General features: G+C 41.4%; 25 protein-coding genes, 10 pseudogenes and 1 other annotated feature. Of the genes and pseudogenes, 33 read left to right on the forward strand and 2 right to left on the reverse strand.

Features of this window, described 5'->3' with window-relative positions; translation table 11 throughout:
* The first annotated feature begins 51 nt into the window (after nt 1-51).
* The 31 genes and pseudogenes from RBB56_RS00005 to RBB56_RS00145 all read left to right on the forward strand — a co-directional run bounded on the left by RBB56_RS00005 (nt 52) and on the right by RBB56_RS00145 (nt 19,890).
* A complete protein-coding gene (locus tag RBB56_RS00005) occupies nt 52-189 on the forward strand; it encodes a hypothetical protein (protein WP_306720351.1) in 138 nt (45 codons plus the stop codon).
* A gap of 84 nt (nt 190-273) precedes the next feature.
* Nucleotides 274-384 carry a hypothetical protein gene (locus RBB56_RS18185; RefSeq protein WP_334307466.1) on the forward strand — a complete coding sequence of 37 codons (111 nt, stop codon included), beginning with the start codon at nt 274-276 and terminating at the stop codon, nt 382-384.
* A gap of 19 nt (nt 385-403) precedes the next feature.
* Nucleotides 404-532, forward strand: coding sequence for a hypothetical protein (locus RBB56_RS00010; RefSeq protein ID WP_306720352.1), 129 nt, complete (start codon nt 404-406; stop codon nt 530-532).
* 157 nt (nt 533-689) lie between these two features.
* Nucleotides 690-1,628 (forward strand): annotated as a pseudogene (locus RBB56_RS18430) (NAD(P)H-dependent glycerol-3-phosphate dehydrogenase); the annotation flags it as partial.
* A gap of 116 nt (nt 1,629-1,744) precedes the next feature.
* Nucleotides 1,745-1,975: a hypothetical protein gene (locus RBB56_RS18205; protein WP_331526189.1), complete on the forward strand. Its 231-nt coding sequence runs from the start codon at nt 1,745-1,747 to the stop codon at nt 1,973-1,975.
* 128 nt (nt 1,976-2,103) lie between these two features.
* On the forward strand, nt 2,104-2,265 hold the full coding sequence (locus tag RBB56_RS18210; protein ID WP_331526191.1) for a hypothetical protein: 162 nt from the start codon (nt 2,104-2,106) through the stop codon (nt 2,263-2,265).
* 296 nt (nt 2,266-2,561) lie between these two features.
* A complete protein-coding gene (locus RBB56_RS00025) occupies nt 2,562-2,831 on the forward strand; it encodes a hypothetical protein (RefSeq protein WP_306720353.1) in 270 nt (89 codons plus the stop codon).
* A 165-nt stretch (nt 2,832-2,996) separates the two neighbouring features.
* A complete protein-coding gene (locus RBB56_RS00030) occupies nt 2,997-3,329 on the forward strand; it encodes a hypothetical protein (RefSeq protein ID WP_306720354.1) in 333 nt (110 codons plus the stop codon).
* Nucleotides 3,330-3,474: 145 nt separating this feature from the next.
* Nucleotides 3,475-3,639: a hypothetical protein gene (locus RBB56_RS00035; RefSeq protein ID WP_306720355.1), complete on the forward strand. Its 165-nt coding sequence runs from the start codon at nt 3,475-3,477 to the stop codon at nt 3,637-3,639.
* A gap of 211 nt (nt 3,640-3,850) precedes the next feature.
* Nucleotides 3,851-4,117 (forward strand) — a binding site (T-box leader).
* Nucleotides 4,118-4,279: 162 nt separating this feature from the next.
* Nucleotides 4,280-5,530: pseudogene (gene tyrS, locus RBB56_RS18435) on the forward strand (tyrosine--tRNA ligase).
* A gap of 67 nt (nt 5,531-5,597) precedes the next feature.
* Nucleotides 5,598-7,084, forward strand: a pseudogene (gene spoIVA, locus RBB56_RS18440) (stage IV sporulation protein A).
* Between the two features lie 174 nt (nt 7,085-7,258).
* Nucleotides 7,259-8,105, forward strand: a pseudogene (locus RBB56_RS18445) (purine-nucleoside phosphorylase).
* A gap of 72 nt (nt 8,106-8,177) precedes the next feature.
* A pseudogene (locus RBB56_RS18450) lies at nt 8,178-8,540 on the forward strand (cytidine deaminase).
* A 31-nt stretch (nt 8,541-8,571) separates the two neighbouring features.
* Nucleotides 8,572-8,727: a hypothetical protein gene (locus RBB56_RS00060; RefSeq protein WP_306720356.1), complete on the forward strand. Its 156-nt coding sequence runs from the start codon at nt 8,572-8,574 to the stop codon at nt 8,725-8,727.
* Between the two features lie 471 nt (nt 8,728-9,198).
* On the forward strand, nt 9,199-9,447 hold the full coding sequence (locus RBB56_RS00065) for a hypothetical protein (RefSeq protein WP_306720357.1): 249 nt from the start codon (nt 9,199-9,201) through the stop codon (nt 9,445-9,447).
* 263 nt (nt 9,448-9,710) lie between these two features.
* Entirely contained in the window at nt 9,711-9,884 is a 174-nt protein-coding gene (locus RBB56_RS00070) for a hypothetical protein (RefSeq protein ID WP_306720358.1), read from the forward strand.
* A gap of 602 nt (nt 9,885-10,486) precedes the next feature.
* Nucleotides 10,487-10,744 (forward strand): hypothetical protein, encoded by a 258-nt coding sequence (locus RBB56_RS00075; RefSeq protein ID WP_306720359.1) that lies wholly within the window; start codon nt 10,487-10,489, stop codon nt 10,742-10,744.
* A gap of 39 nt (nt 10,745-10,783) precedes the next feature.
* Nucleotides 10,784-10,918: a hypothetical protein gene (locus RBB56_RS00080; RefSeq protein WP_306720360.1), complete on the forward strand. Its 135-nt coding sequence runs from the start codon at nt 10,784-10,786 to the stop codon at nt 10,916-10,918.
* Nucleotides 10,919-10,941: 23 nt separating this feature from the next.
* Complete coding sequence (locus RBB56_RS00085; protein WP_306720361.1) at nt 10,942-11,073, forward strand: hypothetical protein; 132 nt, start codon at nt 10,942-10,944, stop codon at nt 11,071-11,073.
* A gap of 14 nt (nt 11,074-11,087) precedes the next feature.
* Nucleotides 11,088-11,270, forward strand: coding sequence for a hypothetical protein (locus RBB56_RS00090; protein ID WP_306720362.1), 183 nt, complete (start codon nt 11,088-11,090; stop codon nt 11,268-11,270).
* A 241-nt stretch (nt 11,271-11,511) separates the two neighbouring features.
* Nucleotides 11,512-11,634, forward strand: coding sequence for a hypothetical protein (locus tag RBB56_RS00095; RefSeq protein ID WP_306720363.1), 123 nt, complete (start codon nt 11,512-11,514; stop codon nt 11,632-11,634).
* 304 nt (nt 11,635-11,938) lie between these two features.
* Nucleotides 11,939-12,325 carry a hypothetical protein gene (locus RBB56_RS00100; protein ID WP_306720364.1) on the forward strand — a complete coding sequence of 129 codons (387 nt, stop codon included), beginning with the start codon at nt 11,939-11,941 and terminating at the stop codon, nt 12,323-12,325.
* Nucleotides 12,326-12,498: 173 nt separating this feature from the next.
* A pseudogene (gene rnhA / locus RBB56_RS00105) lies at nt 12,499-12,980 on the forward strand (ribonuclease HI).
* 24 nt (nt 12,981-13,004) lie between these two features.
* Nucleotides 13,005-13,172: a hypothetical protein gene (locus RBB56_RS00110; protein ID WP_306720365.1), complete on the forward strand. Its 168-nt coding sequence runs from the start codon at nt 13,005-13,007 to the stop codon at nt 13,170-13,172.
* 37 nt (nt 13,173-13,209) lie between these two features.
* Complete coding sequence (locus RBB56_RS00115; protein WP_306720366.1) at nt 13,210-13,398, forward strand: hypothetical protein; 189 nt, start codon at nt 13,210-13,212, stop codon at nt 13,396-13,398.
* A gap of 72 nt (nt 13,399-13,470) precedes the next feature.
* Complete coding sequence (locus RBB56_RS00120; RefSeq protein ID WP_306720367.1) at nt 13,471-13,938, forward strand: HAD-IA family hydrolase; 468 nt, start codon at nt 13,471-13,473, stop codon at nt 13,936-13,938.
* 251 nt (nt 13,939-14,189) lie between these two features.
* Nucleotides 14,190-16,368: pseudogene (gene nrdD / locus RBB56_RS18455) on the forward strand (anaerobic ribonucleoside-triphosphate reductase).
* 44 nt (nt 16,369-16,412) lie between these two features.
* On the forward strand, nt 16,413-16,925 hold the full coding sequence (gene nrdG / locus RBB56_RS00130; RefSeq protein WP_306720323.1) for an anaerobic ribonucleoside-triphosphate reductase activating protein: 513 nt from the start codon (nt 16,413-16,415) through the stop codon (nt 16,923-16,925).
* Nucleotides 16,926-16,959: 34 nt separating this feature from the next.
* Nucleotides 16,960-17,420: pseudogene (locus RBB56_RS00135) on the forward strand (dUTP diphosphatase).
* Between the two features lie 75 nt (nt 17,421-17,495).
* Nucleotides 17,496-18,957, forward strand: a pseudogene (locus tag RBB56_RS00140) (spore germination protein).
* Between the two features lie 63 nt (nt 18,958-19,020).
* Nucleotides 19,021-19,890, forward strand: coding sequence for a DegV family protein (locus RBB56_RS00145; RefSeq protein ID WP_306720326.1), 870 nt, complete (start codon nt 19,021-19,023; stop codon nt 19,888-19,890).
* Between the two features lie 129 nt (nt 19,891-20,019).
* On the opposite strand, the gene RBB56_RS00150 is transcribed toward RBB56_RS00145, so the two are convergent.
* Nucleotides 20,020-21,018 carry a CAP domain-containing protein gene (locus RBB56_RS00150; protein WP_306720327.1) on the reverse strand — a complete coding sequence of 333 codons (999 nt, stop codon included), beginning with the start codon at nt 21,016-21,018 and terminating at the stop codon, nt 20,020-20,022.
* A 303-nt stretch (nt 21,019-21,321) separates the two neighbouring features.
* Here RBB56_RS00150 and RBB56_RS00155 point away from each other — a divergent pair, with 303 nt between their 5' ends.
* Together RBB56_RS00155 and RBB56_RS00160 are read left to right on the forward strand one after the other, a co-directional pair.
* On the forward strand, nt 21,322-21,834 hold the full coding sequence (locus RBB56_RS00155) for a ferritin (protein WP_306720368.1): 513 nt from the start codon (nt 21,322-21,324) through the stop codon (nt 21,832-21,834).
* Nucleotides 21,835-22,052: 218 nt separating this feature from the next.
* Nucleotides 22,053-23,849: a phosphoenolpyruvate carboxykinase (GTP) gene (locus tag RBB56_RS00160; protein WP_306720369.1), complete on the forward strand. Its 1,797-nt coding sequence runs from the start codon at nt 22,053-22,055 to the stop codon at nt 23,847-23,849.
* Nucleotides 23,850-23,974: 125 nt separating this feature from the next.
* On the opposite strand, the pseudogene RBB56_RS00165 reads toward RBB56_RS00160, so the two are convergent.
* Nucleotides 23,975-24,582, reverse strand: a pseudogene (locus RBB56_RS00165) (manganese catalase family protein).
* Nucleotides 24,583-24,584 lie beyond the last annotated feature (2 nt).

Genomic DNA, 24,584 nt, shown 5'->3' on the forward strand with positions numbered 1-24,584 from the left:
GGAATGCGGGAACGACCAATACACTAAGGTGCGCCTGGAACGAAGGCAGGTTTGATTGTTTTTGCCGGCGATGTATTGAAGTGTATTGTTGCTGTAATGATTTGCACCAACACATTTGAGAAGGCTTATCCGGATATGACTTATCTTCTTAAAATGTATGCGGCAGCAGAAATTTATACTTGGACATAACTTTCCTTTTTACTTGAATTTTAAAGGGGGTGGGGCATTGCGGCTACAGCAGGCTTAATTTTATCCTTTCATCCCAACTTTTTAGTGGTAGGTGTTGTTATGTTCTTCGGTGCCTTTTTGCTGACCCATTATGTATCCATGGGATCTTTGCTTGTTTATGCGGCATTTATGACTCAGATTGTAGTATCGGAATGACTCGGATTATTCAATTGAGATGAGCCAGTCGCTGCTTCTGGAAATGTATGCGATTGCTTTATTTTTGACAGCAATGGCATACTATAAGCACAGAGAGAATATCGTGCGTCTGCTAATAAAGGGAAGAAAGAAAAACCTATCTGTTTAAAAGGGTGAAGTCATAGCAGAAATATTGAAAAAATGTAACTGTGAGGATACTGAACAGTTACAAAAAAAAAAAATAATGTTTGGAGGTAAAGAAATGGCCGAATGTAAAGGTAACATTATTGAATTTACTTGGAAGTTGGGGAACGGCTTTATGAGCATTGCTTCATAAAAACGGACATAAAAAAAAGGTTACTGTATGGTCGATTGTGGAATCAGAAGTTGAGATGCTGAATAGGGAAAGAGAACATAAGGATAAGCTCCCGGAGTGTGCGCGAAACTGCCGGAGGATATGATATTTACCACAGATCTTGCAGAGGCGGTAAAAGGGAAAGATGTACTCGTTCTTGCGGTACCTTCGCCTTATACGAGAAGCACCACACACATGTTAAAAGAATATGTGGAAGAAGGGCAGATTATCGTCAATGTAGCAAAAGGGATCGAAGAGGATACCCTTCTTACCTTATCCCAGATTATCGAAGAAGAGATTCCTGCAGGCTTGTGTCTGCGTAGCACCAGGTCCCTCTCATGCAGAGGAGGTCGGCAAGGGAATCCCTACCACGATTGTTGTTGGCTCTCATAAGAAGGAAACGGCGGAATATTTACAGAACCTATTTATGAATGAGGTGTTCCGTGTATATATTAGTCCGGATGTACTCGGCATTGAGCTTGGAGCTGCGTTAAAGAATGTAGTGGCTCTTGCAGCAGTGTTAAGATGGACTTGGATATGGAGATAATACGAAGGCTGGCTCTTATTACGAGAGGAATTACAGAAATCTCCAGACTTGGTATTGCTATGGGCGGCCGCTTTGAGACTTTCGGCGGTCTGACAGGAATCGGCGATTTGATTGTTACTTGTGCATCCATGCATTCGAGAAATAGAAGAGCCGGTATTTTGGATTGGAAAAAGGATATACGATGGAAGAGGCTATGAAGGAAGTGAGGAAGATGGTCGTTGAACAGAGAGCGTGTATTCTGCAAAAAGCGGCTATAAGTCTTGCGAAGAAGTACGATGTACAGCTTCCGATTATCGAACAGGTCAATCAGGTATTATTTGAAGAGGAAAGCCGGCGGATGCTGCAGTAAAAGAGCTGATGATGTCTAAGAGATAAGAAGCTGGAAAACTCTTCACTGGAAAGTGGAAGCGTAACGCATATGAGCGGACAGAACAAAGGATTTGCCGGCACTTCAGGAATATGTAGCTTCCGAACAATTGATGGCGAGCATAAATGTAGCGGTAGCGCTGCAAAAGCCACTGTTAATTAAAGGAGAAAGCACGGAACCGGTAAGACGATGCTCGCAGAGGCGGTTGCGAAAGTCAACAGGGAAGAAATTAATTATATGGAATATTAAGTCTACGAGAGAGCAAAAGGCACAGGATGGTTTATATGTATACGATACGATTCAGCAGCAGCACATGATGGACAATTCGGGGAAGAAGGGGTAGATGATATTTCCCGTTATATCAAGCTCGGTAAGTTAGGAGAAGCCTTCGATAGCGAAGAACAAGTTGTTCTATTAATCGATGAAATCGATAAGGCGGATCTGGAGTTTCCTAATGATTTGTTATAGGAATTGGATCAAATGGAATTCTATATCCATGAGACGAAGAGAACGGTGAAAAGCGAAACAACGGCCAATTGTTATTGTTACGTCCAACGCGGAGAAGGAATTGCCGGATGCCTTTTTAGAAGATGTATGTATCTTTCACTATATCGATTTTGGATGAAGAGTTAATGGAAGAAATCGTAAAAGCACATTTTCCCGGATATCGAAGATAACCTGTTAAAAAATGCGATGGAGGGGGGGAAGTATTCTATTGGGTTCGCTCCATTAGGGATGTCCGTAAAAAACCGAGTACCTCGGAGTTAAATCGGTGGATCAATGCATTGCGTATCGGAGGTATTCCTTTTGGATACCTTACGAAATAAACTTCCGTTTCTCGGTGTGATCGTAAAGAAGGATGAGGATCTTGTTACTGTTAAGGAACAGTGTGAATTAATGAGAGTATAAAGGATACATGAGGGACTGATATGTTTGTCGAATTCTTTGATATATTAAAGGCGAAAGGACTTAAAGTTACCTTAAGCGAATGGTTGACGTTGCAGGAAGCCTTGGATAAAGGGCTGTGTAACAGCAGCTTGACCGAATTCTATTACGTTGCCCGAATGATATTGGTGAAAAGTGAAACCGAATACGATAAGTTCGATTTGGCATTTGAGGAATGCTTTAAAGGGATTACGTCGGATAATGAAATAACTGCTAATGGCTTAGATGGCTGGATAAATCCAGATCTTGAATGAACTGTTTCACGAAGAAGAACGTCATCAGATGAATCCGGTCAGAAGACTTACAAATCGATAAAGACGACGTAGAAGAGAAGTTCAAGAAAGCAGCGCCTTAAGGATCAAGACAGCCGAGCATAACGGCGGCAGTTATTGGATCGGCACTATGGGGAAACACTTCTTTTGGCAATACGGGAGGCAATATCGGAGGAATTCGCGTCGGAGGAACTACCGGCTATCAATCGGCTTTTCCGGGTAATCGGGCCAGGAAGTACAGAGATTTTCGCGATGATAAAATTATCGATCAACAGGCAGTTTCAACTGGCCCTTCGAAGACTTCGCCAATTCTCCACCAAGCTGGATATCCCGAAAACGGAGCTCGATATTGACGGCACCATCGATAAGACTTTTAATAATGGCGGCTGCCTGCGAATGGTAATGGAGAAACCGAGGAAGAATTCGGTGAAGCTTTTTGCTATTGATGGATTCCGGAGGAACGATGATTCCTTATACTAAAATTATTGAATAAATTATTTCAATCGGTTCATAAATCCAATCATTATAAGGATGTGAAAACTTATTATTTTCACAACTGTATTTACCAGTAAGCTATATAGAACACCGGAGATGTGAGAATGGGGACTGGATTGATACGGAATGGATGTTCAGGAATCTGGACAGCGATTATAAAGGGGGGGAAATGATTATTGTAGGCGATGCAGCGATGGCACCTGAGGAATTATATTCCGATACGGGTAATTACAGGGGGCCTAACGGAGGTCTTTCGGGAATGGATTGGCTGCTTCTTATGAAGGAAGAATTATAAAAAGATTGTCTGGATGAATCCTAAGATGGCATACGGACACGCACCTTGGAGAGAAGCGGAGACGGCGATTAAAAATCTGCTCCCTATGTATTAAGCTTACGGTAGACGGATTATGAATCAGGCGATGAGAAACATGTCTGATGGTCAATAAATATGAAAACTGCTATTGACAAGAAAAAAGAAGTGAGGGCTGGTACAGGTAATTTAAGAGATAAAAGCGATGAACAGAATAAGTAGTGAGCAAGGATAACACAGAAAGTAACCGGTCGATGAGAGGTGCAAGGGAATTTGCTTATGAATACATCTGGGAGCTTCATAGCAGAAGAAAGTTTTCTAGAGATTTTTGGTAGGCTATGACGTGTTTCCCCGCGTTATGGAGGAGGAGTATCGCCGCTTGACGGTGGCCGTACTTGCGAAGGCAGATGATGTGAGTCATTTGTGAAGTTAGGTGGTACCGCGGATTATTTCCGTCCTATTATGAGTTTTCATAGTAGGGCGGTTTTTTATGTAATAGAAAAAAGTTTCCTATTACATAATAATGGATGCGCAGTTGGCAAAGGAGAAAATAGCCGTAAACGGCACTGCTGGCGCGCGAAGAATCTGCGGAGCACATTCTTTATTTTAAAAAAGGAGAAGAAAAATGACTATTTTTGATGAATTAAAGGCGAGAGAACTTCTGGCTCCAGCTTACCGATGAAGAGGAGATTAAAGGAATGTTAATAATGGAAAGGCAACTTTTTATATCGGATTCGATCCGACGGCTGACAGCTTTCATGTAGGACACTTCATGGCACTTTGTCTTATGAAGAGATTACAGATGGCAGGAAATAAGCCAATAGCTCTTCTTGGCGGAGGGACGGGTATGATCGAGGAGACCCTTCGGGGAGAAGCGATATGCGTACGATGATGACGCCTGAGATTATTCAGCATAACTGCGATTGTTTCAAGGAACAAATGAGTAAATTTATTGATTTCTCCGAAGGAAAGGCCATATGGTGAACAATGCGGACTGGTTAATGGATCTGAATTACATCGAGATGCTCCGCGAAGTGGGTTCTCATTTCAGTGTAAATCGTATGCTTACGGTGGAATGCTACAAGCAGCGCATGGAGAAGGGACTTAGCTTCCTGCAATTCAACTACATGATTATGCAAAGCTAGCTATGACTTCTACGTGTTATACCAAAAGTACGGCTGCAATATGCAGTTCGGAGGGGATGACCAGTGGAGCAATATGCTGGGAGGAACGGAACTTATCCGCCGGAAGTTAGGTAAGAATGCATATGCTATGACAATTACTCTGCTTCTTAACTCGGAAGGAAATAAGATGGAGCCAAAACACAAAAGGGTGCGGTATATGCTCGATCCGAATAAGACTACTCACTTTTGAATTCTTCCAGTATTGGAGAAATATAGCGGATGCGGATGTATTGAAATGTATTCGTATGCTTACCCGGCTTCCTGCCTCTTGAGGAAATCGAACAGATGGATCAATGGGAAGGAAGCCAGTTAAGCATAAGGCGAAAGAGATTCTTGCTTTTGAATTGACAAAGATGATTCATGGAGAAGAGGAAGCGAATAAATCGCACTGGAAAGTGCACGTGCTTTATTTACAGACGGCAACGCGGCACAGATGCCTACAGTTGTTCTGAAGAGGAAGATTTTGAAGAAAACAAGATAGATATTTTATCGATGTTAGTTGCTTCCGGACTTGTAGCTTCTCGTTCCGAGGACGCCGTGCAGTAGAACGGGGCGGCGTGACTGCGGATGGAGAGAAGGTTGCAGATATTAAAGCGGTATTTGAGAAAGAGCAGCTTGCCGGAGATGGTATCGTATTAAAGCGCGGTAAGAAAAACTTTAAAGAGAATTACTTGCTAAAATTAATAGAATAATGTTTTTTCCCCTTGCATATATTGTAACAGCAAATATGGAAGGGAAACTTTTTTATGGACGCTTCACATACATACACATAACTTATACAAAGATATACAATTACGTACTGGAGGAGAAATCTACATAGGGGTGGTAGGTCCGGTAAGAACTGGAAAATCCACTTTCATCAAACGTTTTATGGATGTAATGGTACTTCCCTATATGACGCAAAGAGCATGAAAGAATGCGCGCTCGGGATGAGCTTCCGCAGAGCTCGGGCGGGAAAACGATTACGACAACAGAAGCCGAAGTTCATCGAAAGAAGCTGCTAAGATTACATTAGGAGAGGATATTAATGTTAATGTCCGCTTGATTGACTGTGTTGGTTATATGGTGGAAGGTGCCAGCGGACACATGGAAGAAAGATGTGGAAAAGATGGTGAAGACCCCTTGGTCATCACAGGAGATTCCCTTCACTCAGGCGGCAGAGATAGGAACGAAAAAGGTAATCAATGATCACTCTACAATCGGTATCGTGATTACTTGTGACGGAAGCTTTGGAGAGATTCCGAGGGATAAGCTATCTTGCGGCAGAAGAACGTACCATTGAAGAACTTAAGAAAATACCATAAGCCTTTTATTGTGCTCGTGAATACAGAAAAGCCATATTCAGAGTGCTATAAGGCTTTCAGAAGAAGATCGGCAGGAAATATCAAGTGAGCACCATGCCGGTTAACTGCGAACAGTTAAAAAAAGAAGATATCAATGCCATTATGGAAAAGATTTTATATGAATTCCCTCTCTCACTATGGATTTGAATTCTATATGCCTAAATGGAGTGGAGATGCTTCCGAATACCCATCGGATGAAAGCTGATATTATAGGAAAGATTAAAGAACTAATGGGGCAGATCGGCTGTGTTAAGGATGTGGCGGCAAATGGCATCCCAATGGAGAGCGATTATATCCGTAAAATGTAAAGTGGATGGAATCAATATGGCTAATGGATGTGTAACGGTATCCATGGAAGTGGACGATTCCTACTACTATGAAATGTTAAGTGATTTAATCGGAGAAAATATGCTAGCGAATATCAATTGCTATCGGTACTTCAGCAGATGGCTAAAGATGAGAACGGAATATGTAAAGGTTCTTCATGCGGTAGATTCTGTACGGGGCAAAGGATATGGTGTGAAGCAACGCCGGAGAGGATGAAATTACCTTGGATAAACCGGAGATGATTCGCCATGGTAATAAGTTCAGGGTTAAGATTAGGGCAGAAAGCCGAGTATTCATATGATACGGGCGAATATAGAGACAGAGATTTCGCCGATCGTAGGAACGGAAGAACAGGCACAGGATTTAATTCGTTATATTTCCGAAGCAGAGAACGGGCGAAGAAGGTATGTGAGGAAACCAATATTTTTCGGCAAAACGGTGGAACAACTTGTAAATGACAGAATTATGGGAAAAATTGCACAATGATAATGGAGACGAGCCAAGTGAAGCTGCAGGAGACAATGCAGAAAATTGTCAATGACAGCAACGGTGGAATGGTTTTGCATCATTATATAAATTAGGGAGGTGACTGTTTGGCTTTTCGAGCTGGGCAGTTACTTTTTAAGGATGAAATGTGTACAAAATTATGAACTCGTGTTATATTTACTTTATTGATAGTTTAGTAACTATTCAGCAGATCTGCGCATTTACTGCGTGGATCGTATGGATCGTGAAAATTGGGAGGTATATATGATGAATGCGAATTATGAAAAATTACAAAAATGCTTGGAAAGTATTAAGGAGAAAATAGATTTTAAGCCGAAGGTGGCTATTGTGCTCGGCTCAGGTCTCGGAGATTTTGCTAACACGATCGAGGTAGAAAGCGGAGCTTTCCTACAGTGAAATCGAAGGCTTTCCTGTATCTACGGTTCAAGGACACATGCCGGCAAGTTCATTTTCGTATGTAGGGAATGTGCCTGTAGTATGTATGAAGGAAGAGTACATTTTTATGAAGGATATCTCCGATTTCAGATGTAGTGCTTCCGATTCGTCTGATGAGATTGATGGGTGCTGATACTTTGTTCTTAACGAAAAGATGCTTCCGGCGGTGTGAATAATGAGTTCAAGGCAGGAGATTTAATGATGATTACCGACCAGATTTCTTGCTTTGCTCCGAATCCGCTTATTGGGGCGAATATGGACGAGCTGGGGAACTCGTTTTCCGGATATGAGTACTGTATATGATAAGGGGTACAGGATATTTTTAAGGGAGACGGCGAAAGAAAACCACATTCCGATGAAAGAAGGGGTATACTTACAGTTAACAGGATTACCTCCTTCGAGTCGCCGGCAAAATCCGCATGATTCGTACTTTGGGTGCGGATGCGGTAGGTATGAGTACCGTAGTGGAAGCAATTGTAGCAAATCATATGGGAATGAGAATTTGCGGCATTTCCTGTGTATGCAACCTGGCTGCAGGAATGACGGAGAATCCCTTGACTCACGAAGAAGTACAGGAAGCAGCGGATCAGGCAGCGCACCACTTTTCACGAAGCTCGTATCCGAAGCAGTAGGAAGAAATTCTAACGAGGTATAAAAAGTGATAGAACAAAATAAAGATAAAGCAATTAATCGCCAATCCAGCTCTTAAGGCCAGGGAGTTTTCTATGTGCCATATTCTCATTTTGCGGTAGGGGCAGCTCTCTTCTTACGAAGGAAGGGGATGTTTATTCGGGTTGCAATGTGGAAAATGCTGCCTACGGCCCTACCAACTGCGCGGAGCGGACAGCCTTTTTAAGGCGGTGAGCGAAGGTGTGAAGGAGTTTGCTGCAATTGCAATTGTCGGATCGTTACAAGGAGAGAAATGTAAGCGGGTATGCTGCTCCTTGTGGTGTATGCCGTCAAGTGATGGCTGAGATTTGCGGACCATGATTCCCGATATTATCGTTTGCGAGAACGACAGAGGACTATTATATGAAATCCCCTAAAGGAAATGCTGCCGGAGAGTTTTGGACCGGCTAATCTGGCTTGATAAAGGGAAATGGGAAGGAGAACCTGCCGCTATGAATATTCGTTTATGGAATGCGAGAATATTAACGATGGAGGAAACTGTACCGATCTTCGAAGGTGAGATATGGGTACAGCAGGATAGAATTACTTATGTAGGTGCCGGCAAGGAAGAAGAAGTACCTGTATGGGATATGGAGATCCGATTGTAGGGAGAGGAACCTTTTAATGCCGAGAACTTTAAAAATGCGCATACGCATTCGGGGATGACACTTCTTCGTTCTTATGCGGATGACCTTCCATTGCATGAGTGGCTGCATGGTCAAGTGTTTCCGGTAAGAAGCTAAAATGAGATCAGGAAGATATTTACTATTTGACGAAGCTGGCGGTGCTGGAATATCTGACAAGCGGAGTTACCTCCATGCTTCGATATGTATTTGACGCCGGAATCCATAGCGAGCGCTTGTTCGGACACCGGAATGCGCTGCGTGTTGGACCAGGAAGCAGATTCAATAATTTTAGTCAGTCGGTACCAGGCAGATGGAGTCATGGTATGAAAAAATTTAATGAAAAAGAATCTCTCGTAGCTTTCTTCCCGGTTTTTCATGCGGAGTATACTTCTTCGAAAGAAGTTAATGGCGCAAATTGCCTTTCTTTAGCGCATCGATTGAAAAGCCCCGTCTATGTACATCTTTCGGGAGACGAAAGAGGAAGTGGAAGGATGCGTAGAACGTTATGGTATGACGCCCGGAATCTTCCTCGATTCTCTCGGAATATCATTTGAATATGGTGGCGGCATTTATCATGGTGTGTATTTGACAGAAGAAGAAATCGCCCTTTTCAAGAAGAAGAATATCCATGTAGTTACCAATCCCGGTTCGAATACGAAGCTTGCAAGCGAGAGTATCCCGCACCGATTCAAGATTTCTTAAAAGCAGGGAACTCAATGTGGCGATTAAGGGACGAGATGGTCCGGCAAGCAACAATTCTCTGGATATGTTTCGCTGAGATGTTCCTGGTTACCGGACACTTGCTAAGTTAAAGAGAAAAAAGATGCTTCAGCGGTAGATGCGATGGAAGTTCTGAAAATGGCCACAGTAAACGGAGCAAAGGGCGATGTGTCTTGAAGATGCGGATGTACTGGCACCGAGGAAACTGGCCGATCTTATTATGATCGATTTGCAGCAACCCTAATATGCAGCCGATTAATAATATTGCCAAGAATATCGTGTATAGCGGAAGTAAGCAGAATGTGAAGATGACGATGATTAACGGTCGTATTCTTTTATCGCGATGGAAAGTTTTATGTGGGGAAGAAGCACATGATATCTATGAAAAGGCTAATGAAATAATTAACCGCCTTAAATAGTAGATGTGAAATGAAGGGATTGTAGGAATTTCATGCACGATTTTAATGAATCTTCACATGTAACTGAGAAGGAACGGAACAGTTACAAGGTAACTATATTTATCACAGCTTGGATTTGCTGTGGAACTTGAAGACTTGTGTTCTCCTATTCGATCGTATTATAAAGGTGAACTGTTTCTAGTTGGGAAGAGAAGCCGATATATATATTCGTATCCCATAAGCATGGTGACCATTTTCAGTCTTAAAATATTTGACCTGGTCAGTCAATATGACAACGTTCACTTTTTTCCTATCGAGCAGTGATGTGAAATTGAGCGAAAAATATCTGGAAAAAAATCATATCTCCCCTGCCGTGAAGGAGAAAATAACTACGATTAGGAAAAATCCAGAAGCTATCTTTTCCGGTTGTAGGAGCTGAAACGAAGATGATTCACCTTAACAATCGAGACCTTACGCTCTACCGATGAAGGAGTGGCCTTTATTATAGAGATAGAAGGAAGAAGACACTGTATCATGCAGGTGATTTAAATTGGTGGCACTGGGAAGGGAACCATCTCCTTTTAATGAGAATATGGAGAGGGACTATAAAAAGAGATCGATCGATGATAAATGGAAGGAATTTTGATTTAGCCTTTGTGCCGCTCGATCAAGGCTCCAGGAAGACGCTTACGGAGGCAGCATGGATTATTTTCTCTCTCCCATACAGAAGCAAAACGGATTTTCCCCTAATATGCATTTGTGGGAGGAATACGGCTATATCAGGAAAGTATAAAAGCACAGAAATCGGTAGCAGATTTAATGAAAATATTATTGAGATTTCTGCACCGGGACAGAAGGAATTTGAATTATGGAATATATAGTATTTGCCTTGACGGTACTTGTTTTTCTTTTTGTTGATTATGGCCAAGGGGATTTGGGATGAGAAAAGAAAAAGGCTGAGTTTATTCGATGGCTTCATGAAAACTATGGAGCGCTTCCCAGGCAGACAGCACAGACCGTGGAAGATACCTCCAAAGGATTGCCAGTTACTTTAAAAAGCTTGCGGTAAGGAAGACTTTTGGATCGAAGTGATATTACGTGGAATGATTTAAATATGGATGCCGTGTTCCGACAAATGAACTACGCTTATTCTGCGGCAGGGGAGGAATATTTATATTATCTTCTGCGCAGTCCGAAGGGCAAAAAGTAGGAGAGCTTAAGCGGATGGAAGGAAGCACGTACGCATTTTCATGGAGAATAAAGAAGGCCGAATACAATGCAGATATTTTTTGCAGAGGCGGGAAAGACTGGAAAAGTATTCTATTTATGAAGCTATTTGGACCATTTAGAGCTTCTCGGGGAGAGGAAAAATACTACTCATTATCTCGGGAACCTGCTCACTCTTAGCTTCTATAGTATTGATAGTTTGCGTCAGTTCCTGTAGGGTGTCACTTTCTTTTACTGACTGTTATTTTGTTCTGGAATATTATCACTTATTTTAGGGTAAAGGGTGAAATTGACACCTTATATTATAAGCTTCAGCTATATTCTGAGATTGCTGCGAAGTGCAAAACGTAATGAGTAAGCTGCCGATGCGCAGGAAGAGGTTCGAGGGGAGTTTGAGGAATTGAAAAACTGCCTTAAGAGGATGAATAAATTTCAAGCCGGTTCTTATATTATTATGTCGCCCGGCAAGAATGAGAATGCATCCAATAATCCGATTGAGCTTCTGCTCGATTATATACGTATGACCTTTCATTTCAGATTTTGATAAAGAGTTCAATAATATGCTGGCAGAAGTAAGGAAAAATAAAGGAAATAAATCGACCGTTGCTAGCAACTTTCTCTTGTATTAGCGGATTATATGGAGGCGGTGATTGCCATCGGTGCATACCGCGCATCTTTGTCCTCTTACTGTTTGCCGGAACTAACGGAGGAAAGGACACTTCAGGATTGGAGAATGTGTATCATCCGTTAATTGAACATCCGGTTAAAAACAGTAAATTGATACGGAAGCGGGGCGTACTGCTTACAGGATCTAACGCTTCCCGGTAAGTCAACCCTTTTTAAGGACGGTGGCGATCAATGCCATTTTAGCGCAGACCATTCATACTTGCCTTGCGGATTATTCTATAGGGGGACTCTATGCCGCGTCCTTTCTTCCATGTCACTTAAGGATGACCTGGCCGGCGGGGGACAGCTATTATATTGTTGAAATTAAAGTCATTGAAGAGAATTCTGAATCAAGCGGCAGAACAAGAAATCATCAAATACTTTGTTTTGTAGATGAGGTACTGCGGGGAACGAACACGGTGGAGCGTATTGCGGCATCCACTCAGATTTTAAAAAGCCTTTCCAAAGACAATGTCATTTTGTTTTGCGGCAACTCACGATATCAATTAACTTATCTTTTGGAAGAGAAATATAACAACTTCCACTTTGAAGAAGAAATAAGAGGATGACGTAGTGTTCAACTATCGTCTGATGGAAGGACGGGCGACAACAAGAAATGCTATCAAGCTTTTTGCGCGTTATGGGATATGAAGAGAATATTATTCTGGATGCAGAAGAATTTGGCAGAACACTTTTTACAAAGTGGTGTGTGGACAAAATAAAGAGCAAGGAAATAGAAAGAATGAAGGTAACAATTTATACGGACGGAGCAGCAAGGGGAATCCAGGAAGGACCTGGAGGCTATGGAACGGTATTGCAATATATTGATGCAAAAGGAATGCTGCATGAGAGGAATATTCGGCAGGATATAAGAAAACGACGAATAACCGAATGGAGCTAATGGCAGTTATTATCGGCCTGGAGGCACTCACTAAACCTTGTGAGGTAGAGGTTATCTCTGATTCCAAATATGTAACTGATGCCTTTAACCAGCACTGGATTGATGGCTGGCTTAAGAAGAACTGGAAGACAAGTACAAATAAACCGGTGAAGAATATAGATCTATGGAAGCGCTTATTGGCAGCAAAAGGACAGCACCTGGTGACCTTTACATGGGTAAAGGGGCATGATGGCCATCCGGAAAACGAACGGTGTGATATGCTGGCGACAACGGCAGCTGATGGAAGTGAACTGCTTGACGATTATGTACAGGAAATGGTATGATAAAGGACAGATGGACAGACGTATTTGAACGAGGAGGCTTGGGATGACAAATTTGATTTTATTCATGAATGCTTTCTTATCCTATCTTTTGTGGTTGTAATAATTACGATATTAGTGATTGTGGCATGTATTCTCGGAGTGAAATGGAAGAAGAGTTCAGAAATGAAGGACAAGGGGCGCGCACAGGAGTGAAATGCTTAAGGGTGTTCAAGTATGAACGCCTTTTTGTATGGAAATTTGCATGGAGATTAAGGAAGAAAAAGGGGTCAATATGGGAACATTTAAGATTATATTATGGGATGTGGATCAGACTCTGCTCGATTTCAAAAAGTCGGAAAGCTATGCAGTTGCACATTGTTTTGAGCAATTTGAATTTGACAGCTACGGAAGAAATAATCGAATTATATTCAGGAATTAATGAAAGCTTTTGGAAACGTATTGAAAAGGGGGAAATCGCCAAAAAGATGCGCTCATAGAACGCTTTTGTACTTTGTTCGATAAAGTTGGGATAAAGAATATAAATCCGGAAGTATTTCAAGAAAAATATGCTGATGCTTTAGGAAGTGTATATTACTTTCAGGATGATTCTTATGAGTTATTAAAGAGCTTAAAGGGACGTTATCGGCAATATCTTGTTACGAATGGGATTTCTTATACACAGAGGAAGAAGTTGGGTTTATCCGGATTTGATCAACTCGTCGAAGATATCTTCGTATCGGAAGAGATCGGAGTACCTAAGCCGCAGAAAGAATACTTTGATTATTGTTTCTCACGTATTCCTGATTTTAGATTGGAGCAAACGATTATTGTAGGTGATTCCTTAAGCAGCGATATGTTGGGCGGCAATCAGGCCGGAATTACAACTTGCTGGTATAATCCGAATGGCTTTAAGAATAATTCCGATATAAAAATTGATTATGAGATCAGAAATTTACAAGAAATCAAAACAATTTTATAATTGTAATAAACTGTAAAAATATGGATGAATTTTTTGGTGCGTTTTTATACCAGCCTCTTATTGACACAAACTGTTTAATATTCTATACTATGGATACCACAAAATGTTGAATGATTTTACATGTTTGTTACAATATATAGTATTTATATATGATAAAACGAATGTGTATACGCATTGCGGGTGTGTTTGTTATTCGACACACGCTATGCGTATTTTTATCATTAAATGAAGGGAAAGGGATGGTGATTAATATGGACAGGGATGTTGTAGTGGAATTTGATTATGGCGAAGCATTTAAGCCGCCAAGAGAAGTAAAAGTCATTAAAAAAGACGGAAGCCTGGAAGCATTCAACGTACAGAAGGTAGTGGATGCAGTAGGTAAAAGTGCATACCGTGCATTGACGAAGTTTACGGAAGAAGAAAAGCAGCATATTTGTAAATATGTGGTGGATAAAGTAATGGGGTTGGGACAGGATGAAATCCCGATTCCGATTATGCATAATATCGTGGAGAAGGCTTTGGAAGATATTAAGCCGATCGTTGCCAAGAGTTACCGTGATTACCGCAATTATAAGCAGGATTTCGTGCGCATGATGGACGATGTATATAAGAAGAGCCAATCCATTATGTATGTGGGAGACAAGGAGAATGCTAATACGGATAGTGCTCTTGTATCCACTAAGAGAAGTCTTATTTTCAATCAGTTCAATAAGGAATTGTATCAGAAGTTCTTTATGACGACGGAGGAGATCCAGGCATGCCGCGATGGTTATATTTACGTCCATGATATGTCGGCTCGCCGTGATACGATGAATTGTTGTCTTTTCGATGTGGCTAATGTTCTGACCGGCGGCTTCGAGATGGGAAATATATGGTATAACGAGCCTAAGTCTCTGGACGTGGCGTTCGATGTTATTGGTGATATCGTATTGAGCGCGGCCAGCCAGCAGTATGGCGGTTTCACGGTACCGGAAGTCGATAAGATTTTAGAACCCTATGCGGAGAAAACTTATAAAAATAGCTTAGAGAAATATCAAAGACTTGGTATTAGTGAAGAAAAGGCTATGGAAGAAGCGAATGCGGATGTGTTGCGCGAATTCGAACAAGGATTTCAGGGATGGGAATATAAATTTAATACCGTAGCGAGCAGCCGTGGTGATTATCCTTTCATTACGGTAACTGCAGGTATCGGTACGGGACGTTTTGCTAAACTGGCGACAATCTGTTTATTGGATGTAAGAAGAAAAGGGCAGGGGAAGAAGGGCGTAAGAAGCCGGTACTGTTCCCTAAGATCGTATTTTTATATGATGAGAACCTTCATGGACCGGGCAAGGAACTCGAGGATGTTTTTGAAGCAGGCGTAAGATGTTCCGCTAAGACAATGTATCCTGATTGGCTGAGCCTCACCGGAAAAGGGTATATTGCCAGCATGTATAAGCAATATAATAAAGTGATTTCACCTATGGGTTGCCGTGCCTTTTTATCTCCTTGGTATGAAAGGGGGGGAATGAATCCTGCGGATGATAAGGATACTCCCTATATTCGTAGGCCGTTTCAATATCGGTGCAGTATCTTTGCACCTTCCGATGATTCTCGCTAAAGCAAGGCAGGAAAGTAGAGATTTCTATGAGGTATTAGATTACTATTTGAATCTGATTCGTCAGCTCCATAGGCGTACCTATGCCTATTTGGGAGAAATGAGAGCCTCTACCAATCCTCTGGCATATTGTGAAGGAGGATTCCTCGGCGGTAATTTGAAGCTTTCAGATAAAATTAAGCCTATTTTAAAAGCGGCAACAGCAAGCTTCGGAATTACGGCATTCAATGAATTGCAGGAACTGTACAATGGAAAATCGCTGGTAGAGGATGGTCAATTTGCTCTTGAAGTATTAGAACACATCAATAAAGAGAGTGATGGAATACAAGCAGGCGGATGGCAATCTGTATGCGGTATATGGCACGCCGGCAGAAAACTTATGCGGTCTGCAGGTAAAGCAGTTCCGTGCAAAATACGGTATTGTGGAAGGGGTATCGGATAAGGAATATGTTTCCAACAGTTTCCATTGCCATGTGACGGAAGATATTACGCCGATTGAAAAGCAAGATTTGGAATACCGATTCTGGGAATTGACCAATGGCGGCAAAATTCAATATGTGAAATATCCGATCGATTACAATATGGAAGCCATTAAGACGTTGATTCGAAGAGCCATGGATATGGGCTTCTATGAAGGGGTGAACTTGTCCTTAGCGTATTGTGATGACTGTGGTCATCAGGAGCTGGAAATGGATGTATGCCCTAATTGCGGAAGCAAAAATCTGACGAAGATTGACCGTATGAACGGTTACTTGTCCTATTCTCGTGTGCATGGAGATACAAGACTTAACGATGCGAAAATGGCAGAAATTGCGGAAAGGAAGAGTATGTAATTGCATGTGACCGAAAGTTACATACTTTAGGAAAGTAAATATAAATGAGATATCATAATATAACCAAGGACGATATGCTGAATGGGGACGGTCTTCGGGTCGTTTTATGGGTCTCTGGCTGTGCGCACTGTTGCAGGGAATGCCACAATTCTGTTACTTGGGATCCGGATGGAGGGCTGCTTTTCGATGACAATGCAAAAAAAGAAATCTTCGAGCAGTTGGACAAATCCTATATTTCCGGTATTACTTTTTCAGGAGGCGATCCGTTGCATGTGGCCAACCGCTCGGATGTACGCGAATTCATGAAGGAGATTAAGGAGAAATATCCGACGAAAACTATCTGGCTCTATACCGGAGATTCGTGGGAGGATATCTATCACTATCCGCTTCTTCAGTTTGTGGATGTGCTTGTGGACGGCGAGTTCAAGGTAGAGTTAAAAGATCCTAAGCTTCTGTGGAAGGGGAGCAGCAACCAGAGAGTAATCGATGTGAAGCGCAGTTTGTTGAAGGAAGATGCGAACATCCCGGTCCTTCACTGTGAAAACTATTCCAGCTAAGGAACAGACAAAAGAACGACAGGAGAATAAATGCGTGAAAACGATAAAAATTAAATATTTTACGGATGAAATTGACAAATTAACTTATATTGAGGGAAAATCCGATTGGATTGATCTACGTGCCGCTCAGGCTGTAGACTTAAAGGCGGGGGAATTCAAGTTAATTCCCCTCGGTGTGGCAATGGAACTTCCGAAAGGTTATGAAGCACACATTGTACCAAGGAGCAGCACTTTTAAAAATTTTGGTATTATTCAGACCAATCATCAGGGTGTAGTTGACTGCTCCTATTGCGGAGATAATGATCAATGGTTTATGCCCGCATATGCTCTTAGAGATACACATATTTCAGTAAATGAAAGAATTTGTCAGTTTCGTATCGTAGAAAATCAGCCAATAGTGCATTTCGAAGAAATGGAATCTCTTGAAATGAAGATAGAGGCGGAATCGGCAGTACAGGAAACAATAAGGTATTCAAAGACAGAGAATTTGTATAAAAGCTCTTTCCAAGACATAATAGAATGTGATTATAATTCATGCACATTTTATGATGAAATGGAAGGAGCTTTTTTATGGAGACAGAGTCAAAGGGAACAAGAAGCGGAGGAGAACAAATCAAAAAAGGGACAATATCCGCTTCCCTTGAAGAGAATATGGCATACTTAAATAAAGAATTGGGAATACCGGAGAACTTTGATATGGTATACCGGGTAATACAAATAGGCGGAAGAAGCGCTTGTCTTTATTTTATTGACGGTTTTGTAAAGATGAGCTGATGCAGAAGCTGCTGCAGCATTTCATGTCCTTAAAGCCGGAAGATATGGCTGAGGATGCCCATGGGATGTCAAAGAAGAACATACCATATGTGGAAGTGAACTTAGTGGATGAGTGGGAGCAAATCATTTATTTTATTATGTCAGGTGTCTTTGTCATTATGATAGATGGCTATGATCAATGCTTGTTGATCGACTCGAGAACTTATCCTGCAAGAAGTGTATCGGAGCCGGAAAAGGATAAATCCCTGAGAGGTTCTAAGGATGGATTTGTGGAAACTATAATTTTTAATACTGCTTTGATTCGAAGACGCATTAGAAGTACGGATCTTCGCATGGAGGTTTTTCTGCAGGAGAGGCTTCAAAGACGGATATCGTGCTTTGTTATATGGCTTCCAGAGTGGATAAGGATTTCCTGAATGAATTACAGGAGAAAATTCGTAGAATTCATGTGGATGCATTGACTATGAATCAGGAAAGCTTGGCGGAATGTCTATATGATAAGAAGTGGTTCAATCCTTTTCCCAAGTTTAAATTTACAGAGCGGCCCGATACTGCGGCTGCACAGATTTTGGAAGGAGATATTGTTATTTTAGTGGATAATTCTCCATCAGCTATGATTACTCCAACTTCTATTTTTGATGTGATAGAAGAGGCGGATGACTATTATTTCCCTCCGATTACCGGTTCTTATCTTCGCTTAACGCGCCTTATTATTGCGCTCTTAACTTATTTTGTGACGCCCACCTTCCTTCTGCTGATGAACAATCCTACTTGGGTACCGGATAGTTTTCAATTTATTTCGGTAAAAGAGGTAAGTAACGTTCCTTTAATCTGGCAATTTCTTATATTAGAGCTTGCGATAGACGGCTTGCGTCTTGCAGCGGTCAATACGCCCAATATGTTAAGCACACCTCTTAGTATTATGGCGGCACTTGTCTTAGGAGAATTTTCAGTAAATAGCGGTTGGTTTAATAGTGAAGTAATGCTATATATGGCGTTTGTAGCAATTGCCGGCTATACGCAGCCTAACTATGAGTTGAGCTATGCGCTTAAATTTATGAGGATATTAAATCTGATCTTGACACAACTTTTTGGTATTTACGGATATATTGCAGCAATTATTGTTTGTATAGTGTCAATTTTATCGAATAAAACTATTTCAGGAAAGAGCTATGCGTATCCTCTCGTTCCATTTAATCTTAAACAATTAGGAAAAAGAATATTACGTTATCGACTTCCTCATTCTGAAAAACAATAAATTGAATTTTTCTGAGAGGAATGGTAAAATAGTGAAAATGGAAAAGATAAGGAGGAAAGGTGCTTGGCAGATTTTAAAATTATAACAAATACTACGGCAGATTTGCCATTAAGCTATATTGAAGAAAACAATTTGGGCCTGATGGTTTTTAATTATACTATTAAGGGAGAAACTTACGGTAAGGGGCATGAACTTGATTGGAAGGAATTTTACGAGTTGATGCGTCAGGGGAACATGACAATGACTTCTCAAGTGAATCCCGAAGAGTGTAAAGAATATTTTGAGGAATATTTAAAAGAAACGAAGGAATTATTGTATTTATGCTTTTCCTCGGGACTGAGCGGGACGTATAGCAGTGCTTGTCTTGCGGCAGAAATGGTGATGGAAGATAATCCCGGCTGCAAGATTACCGTGGTGGATACGAAGTGTGCATCGATGGGTGAAGGACTTCTCGTTGACAAAGCGGTACAACTAAAGAAGAACGGAAAATCCATGGAGGAGACAGTTGCCTGGGTAGAGGAAAATATTCCTCACCTGGTACATATTTTTACAGTGGATGATTTGAATCATTTATACCGCGGTGGGCGCGTAAGCAAGGCGGCGGCAGTCGTTGGAACGATTGTAGGAGTAAAGCCGGTGCTTCATGTGGATGATGAAGGTCATCTAATTCCGATTTCCAAAGTGAGAGGACGTAAAAAGTCTCTGAATGCATTGGTAGATTTTATGGAAGAAAAGATTGGAAAATATCGGGATGAGAATGATATTATTTTTATTAGTCATGGAGATTCATTGGAGGATGCGGAGTTTGTCCGGGATGAGGTCAAGGCGAGATTTGGAATTGACAATTTCATGATTAACCATATAGGTCCGACAGTAGGTGCCCATGCAGGTCCGGGAACGATAGCACTTTTCTTTATGGGAGAAACGAGATAGAAAAATAGCAGTGATATAGAAAACAGAAAACGACCGTTCTTATCCTGAAGGGATAAAAGCGCGGTCGTTTTCTGTTTTATGAAGTATTTAATCATTATAACTTAACTTTTTTGATTTAGATTATAACGTTTAAGCTGTGAAAAGCTGTGACCAATAAGGAGTGTTATTGGATACATAATAACCTACACCGATGGAAGTGAAGCTCTTATTTAATATATTAGCGCGGTGTCCTTCGGAGTTCATCCATGCGGTTACGACTTCTTCAGGTGTGGACTGTCCCCATGCAATATTTTCACCGGCAGTTCGATAGCTGATATTATTCTCTTTAAGAACAGTAGCGAAGGAAGTGCCGTTCGGTCTCGTGTGGGAGAAGGATTGGGTCGTTTCTTTCGCGCGGATCAATGCGGCAGCATTTAGATCATCCTTCATCGTAAGGGCAGAAAGTCCCGCTTTTTCACGCTCAGCATTTACAAGGTCCAGCACTTGCTCTACATAGCTCTTATTAGCGTTGCTTTCAGAGTTAGAACCTCCATTTCCCGGAGTATTGGTATCAGGAGCTTTAGTACCGCTGTCAGGGGTATTAGTACCTGGATTCTTAGTGCCGCTATCAGGGGTATTAGTACCCGGATTCTTAGTGCTGTTATCAGGAGTACTCGTACCCGGATTCTTAGTACCGCTGTCAGGAGTATTAGTATCGGGAGCTTTAGTACCGCTGTCAGGGGTATTAGTACCTGGATTCTTAGTACCGCTGTCAGGAGTATTGGTATCAGGAACCTTAGTACCACTATCGGGGGTATTGGTATCGGGAACTTTTATGTCGCAGTCGGGAGTATTAATATTAGGAGTTTCCGTGCCTGTTCCGGGAACCTTGATATCAGGAGCGTTGGCTTCGGGTTGAGTCGTTTCCGGCAGACAGTCCTTGATGGAACTAGCGTCAACACCCAATTGGTTCAAAATAGATTCCAAATCGGAAGCGCTTCCTACAATTGTCTGCTGTGTGGTGCGGTTACTATTCAGTTGGTTCTGTAATTGATTTTGCAGCTGGCTAGTATCAGGACAGGCGTTAGAAGAAAAGCTTCCTCCTCCGATTATGGTAGTGGCTACAAGTAAACTTGGTAATAGGTTCATATTTTTCCTCACTTTCCTTTTGTGAACTTTTTCATGAATTACTGTAATTTCTGTGAAATGAATCAGATGTAATGATACATTTCGCAAATATTACAAATATGTTACAAATATGTTACAAGCAGATATTATCATAAAAAAAATTCAATTACAATGGAAGTTCATGGCAGCATTACCAATTGAAGAAAAATAAATAGATAAGTATGAAATATGAAATAGATGTTGAATAAGTATTTTTGAAATGGTAGAATTCATATATGTGGTAATAGTAATCCAATATAATAAGAAAAAACAGGAGGTAGTGTTATGCTTAACAAAGAAATTGCGGCGAAAATAACGGATCAGATCAATTATGAATTATTCTCTGCATATTTATACCTTGATATTTCCAATTACTATGCGGACAACAATCTAAATGGTTTTGCCAATTGGTTCAAGATCCAGGCTCAGGAAGAGCGCGACCATGCGATGCTGTTCATGGATTATATGTTGAATAATGGCGAGAAAATACAACTCAAAGATATAAAGGCTCCGAATAAGACCTATAGCGATTTCAGAGAGCCTACTGTTGCTGCGTTCGAACACGAATTAAAGGTGACGGAGAGAATTCATGAAATTTATGGTCTTGCACATGAACAAAAGGATTATAGAACGATGCAATTTTTGAACTGGTTTGTTCAGGAACAGAACGAAGAAGAGAAGAATGCCGAAGAAAATATTAAAAAATATGATTTGTTCGGAACGGATGCTAAGGGATTATATCTTTTAGATTCAGAGCTTGCTGCCCGTGTTTATAGCCCGCCGTCTCTTACATTATAAAGAGCGTGGCAAGAAATCTTGCCGGAAAAGTTAAAATTTTCATAAAATTTAAGATAGCTATAGCATTTTTGGAGAATTTTCATTATAATAGACGAGGTGTATGTTTATTCTTAGTATAATCAACGAAAAAAACTCCCATTTAATTGTAAGTCGCGGGAATTATAGTCATTTTGCTGATACTGCTTAAATAGGGAGAAAATTATAAAAAGGAGATTAATATGACAGAGAACAAGAAGTTACTAGAGTGGGTTAAAGAAATGGCCGACATGTGTCAACCAGATGATATTTATTGGTGTGACGGTTCTGCGGAAGAAAACGAACGTCTGCTTCAGATGATGGTTGACAGCGGGATGGCAATCAAATTAAATGAGGAGAAACGTCCCGGATGTTATTTGTTCAGAAGTGATGCTTCTGACGTAGCACGTGTAGAAGATAGAACTTTCATTGCTTCTAAGGCTAAAGAAGATGCAGGAGCTACGAATAATTGGGTAGAACCTGATGAACTTAAAGCAACGATGAAGGGAGCATATAAAGGCTGCATGAAAGGCAGAACAATGTATGTAATCCCTTATTCTATGGGACCGATTGGCTCCCCGATATCCAAAATTGGAATTGAATTGACAGATAGTGCATATGTAGTTATCAACATGCGTATTATGACTCGTATCGGTGCTGAAGTATTAAAAGTATTAGGCGCTGACGGTGAATTTGTTCCTTGTCTGCATTCCGTTGGATCTCCTTTGGCAGAAGGACAAGAAGATTCTACATGGCCTTGTGCACCGATCGATAAGAAATATATCAGCCACTTCCCAGAAGAAAGACTTATCTGGTCTTATGGTTCCGGATACGGCGGAAACGCTCTTTTAGGTAAAAAATGCTTTGCTCTTCGAATCGCTTCTGTTATTGCACGCGATGAAGGCTGGCTGGCAGAACATATGCTGATCCTTAAGCTGACAAGCCCGGAAGGGGAGACTAAATATGTTTGCGGCGCTTTCCCAAGTGCTTGCGGTAAGACGAATCTTGCAATGCTCGTTCCTACAATTCCCGGATGGAAGGTAGAGACAGTTGGAGATGATATTGCGTGGATGAAATTCGGATCAGACGGACGTTTATATGCGATCAACCCGGAAGCAGGCTTCTTCGGCGTAGCTCCCGGTACATCCCTCGATTCCAATCCCAACGCTATGCACAGCATTGAGAAGAATACTATTTTCACTAACGTAGCTCTTACCGATGATGGAGATGTATGGTGGGAAGGCATTGGAACACCGGCTCCTGATCATCTTATTGACTGGAAAGGCAATGACTGGACACCGGATTCCAAGGAACCGGCTGCTCATCCGAATGCTCGTTTTACAGCACCGGCTTATCAGTGTCCTTCCATCGCTTCCGATTGGGAAGACCCTGCAGGCGTTCCGATTTCTGCTATCTTAATCGGTGGACGTCGTCCTAAGACGATTCCTCTTATTCATGAAAGCTTCGATTGGAAACATGGTGTATTCCTTGGTTCCATCATGGGTTCTGAGATTACAGCAGCAGCTATCTCTAACAATATCGGACAGGTTCGCCGCGATCCTTTCGCAATGCTTCCTTTCTTCGGATACAATGTATGTAACTACTTAAAACATTGGCTCGCAATCGGAGAGAAGTCCAGCGAAGATAAATTACCTAAAATATTCTATGTTAACTGGTTCCGCAAAGATGATGACGGCAAATGGTTATGGCCTGGATTCGGCGAGAACAGCCGTGTTCTGAAATGGATTTTCGAAAGAACGAATGGAAAAGATAATGCAGTAGAGACTCCTATCGGATTCATGCCTGCAAAGGATGCTTTAGATATCAGCGGACTTGAAGGCGTAAGCGAACACGATATGGAAGAACTGCTTAAGGTAAACAAAGATGAATGGTTGAGCGAAGTAGCGTCCGTTAAGGAGCATTATGCTAAGTTCGGCGATGAGCTTCCGAAGGAACTTCACAATCAGCTTGAAGCGTTAGAAAAGAGATTAAATGCATAATTTGCATTAGCTCATTGGACAAAATAAGTACAGCAAAACGGATTTCAATTCTACAAGATTTGAAATCCGTTTTTTATTCTATAAGAAATAACTCGCGACCTTTTTGCGTATAACAAGAATTGCGGTTATTTCGGACACCGGTCAAAGGCAGGATTGAAGGCATAGAAGTTCTTGGAATCCAGCTTATCCTGGACAATTCTCAAAGCTTCTCCGAACCGTTGGAAATGTACAATCTCCCTGGCGCGAAGGAAGCGAATCGGTTCGGCTACGTCATGGTCATGAATCAGTCGTAAAATGTTATCATAGGTCGATCTGGCCTTTTGTTCTGCAGCCATATCTTCCACTAAATCAGTGATGGGATCACCTTTTGACTGGAATTCACAAGAGTTGAAAGGAATACCTCCCGCCGCCATGGGCCATATTCCTACGGTATGATCCACATAATAATTAGCGAAGCCGGAATTCTCAATTTCTTCCATAGAGAGATTTCTCGTTAATTGGTGTACGATAGTAGATACCATCTCGAGATGTGCCAGTTCCTCTGTTCCTATATCAGTTAACAGGGCAGCGACCTCGTTGTAAGGCATCGCATATCTTTGTGAGATATAACGCATGGATGCACTCAGCTCGCCATCGGGACCGCCAAACTGGCTCATGATTACTTGGGCAAGTTTTGCATTGAAATTTGGGTGATTTTCACAGGAAACTGCAATCGTTTTTCATAATTCCACATTT

The sequence above is a fragment of the Kineothrix sp. MB12-C1 genome (genome assembly GCF_030863805.1).
Classification (GTDB): Bacteria; Bacillota; Clostridia; order Lachnospirales; family Lachnospiraceae; genus Kineothrix.

Coding starts and splice junctions, on each gene's coding strand:
- RBB56_RS00010 (WP_306720352.1), top strand. CDS start 404: ATGAGCCAGTCGCTGCTTCTGGAAATGTATGCGATTGCTTTATTTTTG.
- RBB56_RS18205 (WP_331526189.1), top strand. CDS start 1,745: ATGGCGAGCATAAATGTAGCGGTAGCGCTGCAAAAGCCACTGTTAATT.
- RBB56_RS00025 (WP_306720353.1), top strand. CDS start 2,562: ATGTTTGTCGAATTCTTTGATATATTAAAGGCGAAAGGACTTAAAGTT.
- RBB56_RS00035 (WP_306720355.1), top strand. CDS start 3,475: ATGTTCAGGAATCTGGACAGCGATTATAAAGGGGGGGAAATGATTATT.
- RBB56_RS00060 (WP_306720356.1), top strand. CDS start 8,572: ATGAATATTCGTTTATGGAATGCGAGAATATTAACGATGGAGGAAACT.
- RBB56_RS00065 (WP_306720357.1), top strand. CDS start 9,199: ATGTACATCTTTCGGGAGACGAAAGAGGAAGTGGAAGGATGCGTAGAA.
- RBB56_RS00070 (WP_306720358.1), top strand. CDS start 9,711: ATGCAGCCGATTAATAATATTGCCAAGAATATCGTGTATAGCGGAAGT.
- RBB56_RS00075 (WP_306720359.1), top strand. CDS start 10,487: ATGATAAATGGAAGGAATTTTGATTTAGCCTTTGTGCCGCTCGATCAA.
- RBB56_RS00080 (WP_306720360.1), top strand. CDS start 10,784: ATGGCCAAGGGGATTTGGGATGAGAAAAGAAAAAGGCTGAGTTTATTC.
- RBB56_RS00090 (WP_306720362.1), top strand. CDS start 11,088: ATGGAAGGAAGCACGTACGCATTTTCATGGAGAATAAAGAAGGCCGAA.
- RBB56_RS00095 (WP_306720363.1), top strand. CDS start 11,512: ATGAATAAATTTCAAGCCGGTTCTTATATTATTATGTCGCCCGGCAAG.
- RBB56_RS00115 (WP_306720366.1), top strand. CDS start 13,210: ATGGAAATTTGCATGGAGATTAAGGAAGAAAAAGGGGTCAATATGGGA.
- nrdG (WP_306720323.1), top strand. CDS start 16,413: ATGAGATATCATAATATAACCAAGGACGATATGCTGAATGGGGACGGT.
- RBB56_RS00150 (WP_306720327.1), bottom strand. CDS start 21,018: ATGAACCTATTACCAAGTTTACTTGTAGCCACTACCATAATCGGAGGA.
- RBB56_RS00155 (WP_306720368.1), top strand. CDS start 21,322: ATGCTTAACAAAGAAATTGCGGCGAAAATAACGGATCAGATCAATTAT.
- RBB56_RS00160 (WP_306720369.1), top strand. CDS start 22,053: ATGACAGAGAACAAGAAGTTACTAGAGTGGGTTAAAGAAATGGCCGAC.